Below are 2,792 nucleotides of genomic sequence, written 5' to 3'. Positions count from 1 at the left end.
AAATTGTTTGGCACCGTGTTGCGCAATTGCACTAGAATAAAAATTGCGCAGGGCTGAGAGTGGGCTTGTTAACTGAGGGCGAACCGATGAAAACAATCGTAGTGTTGGCCGTATCTGTTGCACTGATTAGCGTTGGCGGATGCGCCTCTATCGGTAAGGGGAAGGGTAAAGCCCCCCCGCCGGTCGCTGCCCCTATCGTAACTAAGGGCTAGCTTCGCTAATAATGAAAGCGGCCGAGTAATCGGCCGCTTTCTCCATGGAATAGCAATACGCAATTTTGCGTGCGGAGATTCCGCAGCTAGGTGTTTGCCTGATCGGGAGGTCTGCGATGTGGTTTGGCAAAAAACCCTCGGCTCGCTCTTGGATCCTGGCGTTCGGCCTGTCGAGCGCTTTACTCGTATCCGGCCACGATGGAGCGGGCGCGCGCGATCGCGGCAGTTACCACGATATCGGCCAAACCTCCCCGTCGGCGGCAACGGCTTCGGCGCCTGCGTCGCCACAGTTGTCGCGCGAGAAAGCGCTGTATTTCGTCGAGTTTCGTTCCCGGTACGCTTTAAGCTACGGCCACACGTTCTTGGTCCATGGGCGCCTTAACGCGAGAGGCGAAGTGGGCTCTGTAACGGCGGATCAGGTCGCCGGCCTTCATCCCGCAGGCGAGGGACCGCAACTCTGGTCGGTAGGCCACGTCGTTCCGGTGCCGGCAGAAACGGGTCCGAGCGATGGTGATTTGGAAGACCAGTACATTTCCAATAGATTCCGCGTCGTACTGGATGAAGCGCAATATCGGAGAGTTTCAGCCTACATCAAGCGCAAACAAAGGACTGCCACGATGTGGCATGCTGTCCTATATAATTGCAATCGCTGGGTGGGTGAGGTYGCTACATTCATGGGAATGAAGGCCCCGGATAATACGCTTCTATATCCTGCAGAGTATATATCTAGCCTTCGTTCTCTCAATAGTCGTAAGGTTATCGAGCCACAGTTTTCGGCTCATCRCTATCGGTAAATCAAGCTGGCCGCCGGCCGCTCCTGCTTGATTCGCGACGGCATTGGCAATTCTACGGCCGACAGCCTTTCCTTCGATGTTAGCAAAATAGCCCGGCCGCAACCGGTTTGCCGTCCTACCGCAGCACAATAACCGGTGTCCCAACCGGAACTCGCTTGAAAAGATCGATTATATCGTCGTTTAGCATGCGAAAGCATCCATACGATGCGAAGGTTCCGACGGAATCGGGTCTATTCGTTCCATGAATAGCATATTGCCCTCCCCCTGACAGGGTCATCGCCCGGGCGCCCATGGGATTTCGTGGAGATCCTCCAGCAATCACGTCAGGGATGCTTGGGTTGTCACGCTTTATTTCATCGGGCGGAGACCAGGCCGGCTCGACATACTTCCCTTCAATTCTAACAGCGCCTATCCATTGTTTTGTCGACCTGCCAACCGCCACGCGATATTGGATGGCTGTGCCGTCGTCCAAAACCAGATACAATCTCCTGTCTTTTGTCCTGATAACAATCGAGCCTGGCTCCTCATTGCCGGCATAGGAAACGACCTCTCGGGCGCTGACGACTGGTGATGCCAGGATTGCCGCCAAGATCGTCGACAAGAATATCCGCTGCTTCCACATACTACTCACCCTGACCGATCGAACTCACCTGCGCACTCGAACTGCCAAGCGCAGTTCCATTATCCTCGATTTCGCCTAGCGTACTCGAGTGCTGTTAACATTCCGGACGCAAATCCTGTTGGACCATTTTCATCAGCCGAATGGCGTTTGAAGTGCGTGAGCCAAGATCAATACCGCATCATTGCCCAGCGGTCCCGGTAAAAAAGAGTGAGATGGGGGACGGGTGTTCCGCGAAGAAGAAGCCTATTTCGGAGAATGCCGCGTTCTCCGCATTCAGGACCGCTATTCGAAATGTGCGAACTGGCATCCCGGTAACAGCAAGGGTTACCGCCAGCCCTCAGCCCCTTGAGCTCGCAAGAATATTGCCGTCCAGCGCATGATACTCATCTGCGCGGAAGAACTGCGTAGCTTTCGCCCCATAGACCAGCAGCGAGCGCTGCTTCAACTCGGCAAGGGGCCTCGCGAAGGCCTGGAGGGAGAACGCGAATAGAGCCAGCAAGGCTATGTCACGCGTACTCTGCGGCGGCCCGGAACCGCGGCGCGCGGCCTTAACGAGCAGCTTTTTCATCTCAGCGACGGCTGCTTGAAACCCGGCCCTGATGCGCACTGGAAAGGAACTGCATGAAAGCCGTGGGGATCTCAATGAAGCCGACAGCTTCCTGGCGAATGTCGAAGTCCGCGATAGCCTCGATCAGCATCTCGAATTCCCGCTCCCCGTCAGAGCCACTTAAGGACGAGATCAGCTGTGCAGCTCGCAGCACGGCAGCCTTCCGCTGTTCATAAGACGAGATCATCACGGCGTGTGCATTCGGCATGACACCACCTCATCGCTACGCAACTCTCCTCCGCTACGCTAACGAATCAACCGCTGGAATACGAGTCGCCCATGACGGACTGCTCGCTATCCGGCCCCGAACGCCTGAAATGAAGTAAGCTGACGCCCCTCGCTCAAAGACGTGGGCCTTCGCAGCGCGCCGGTTCTGCCCATTGGCGCGCTGCCCGAAAGCGGGGCCAGCTAGGCACCGAGCGAGGTCTTGGCCTGCCCCCATCAGGTGGCCCGGTTCTAATCTAATGCATGGTGGGCTTGTCGGCCACGGTTGAGATGGCCGGYGAAGCGGGTTGGGTTTTCGTAGGCGGCCAGACCACAGCGACCGGTGCTGGCGG

At 56.7% G+C, this 2,792-nt stretch carries 4 protein-coding genes; 1 reads left to right on the top strand and 3 read right to left on the bottom strand.

Translation table 11 applies throughout. The features are described from left to right. Positions 1–86 precede the first annotated feature (86 nt). Positions 87–212 carry an ABC transporter gene (locus AC1DVA_RS27455; RefSeq protein ID WP_320109552.1) on the top strand — a complete coding sequence of 42 codons (126 nt, stop codon included), beginning with the start codon at positions 87–89 and terminating at the stop codon, positions 210–212. 909 nt (positions 213–1,121) lie between these two features. Here AC1DVA_RS27455 and AC1DVA_RS27450 read toward each other — a convergent pair. The 3 genes from AC1DVA_RS27450 to AC1DVA_RS27440 form a co-directional block, all read right to left on the bottom strand. Continuing rightward, positions 1,122–1,628 (bottom strand): L,D-transpeptidase, encoded by a 507-nt coding sequence (locus AC1DVA_RS27450; protein ID WP_476807992.1) that lies wholly within the window; start codon positions 1,626–1,628, stop codon positions 1,122–1,124. 337 nt (positions 1,629–1,965) lie between these two features. After that, the gene (locus tag AC1DVA_RS27445) at positions 1,966–2,196 is read right to left on the bottom strand and encodes a hypothetical protein (protein WP_476807991.1); all 231 of its coding nucleotides are present in this window, start codon (positions 2,194–2,196) and stop codon (positions 1,966–1,968) included. 1 nt (position 2,197) lies between these two features. Beyond that, entirely contained in the window at positions 2,198–2,443 is a 246-nt protein-coding gene (locus AC1DVA_RS27440; protein WP_476807990.1) for a hypothetical protein, read from the bottom strand. Positions 2,444–2,792 lie beyond the last annotated feature (349 nt).

The organism is Allobosea sp. P4_C6 (assembly GCF_056402015.1).
Note: the sequence above shows the minus strand (reverse complement) of the source record. Positions and strands in the feature narration are given on the sequence as shown.

Bases quoted from the DNA above. Each gene is read 5' to 3' on its own strand.
- AC1DVA_RS27445 (WP_476807991.1), bottom strand. From the start codon at position 2,196: ATGAAAAAGCTGCTCGTTAAGGCCGCGCGCCGCGGTTCCGGGCCGCCG.
- AC1DVA_RS27440 (WP_476807990.1), bottom strand. From the start codon at position 2,443: ATGCCGAATGCACACGCCGTGATGATCTCGTCTTATGAACAGCGGAAG.
- AC1DVA_RS27455 (WP_320109552.1), top strand. From the start codon at position 87: ATGAAAACAATCGTAGTGTTGGCCGTATCTGTTGCACTGATTAGCGTT.
- AC1DVA_RS27450 (WP_476807992.1), bottom strand. From the start codon at position 1,628: ATGTGGAAGCAGCGGATATTCTTGTCGACGATCTTGGCGGCAATCCTG.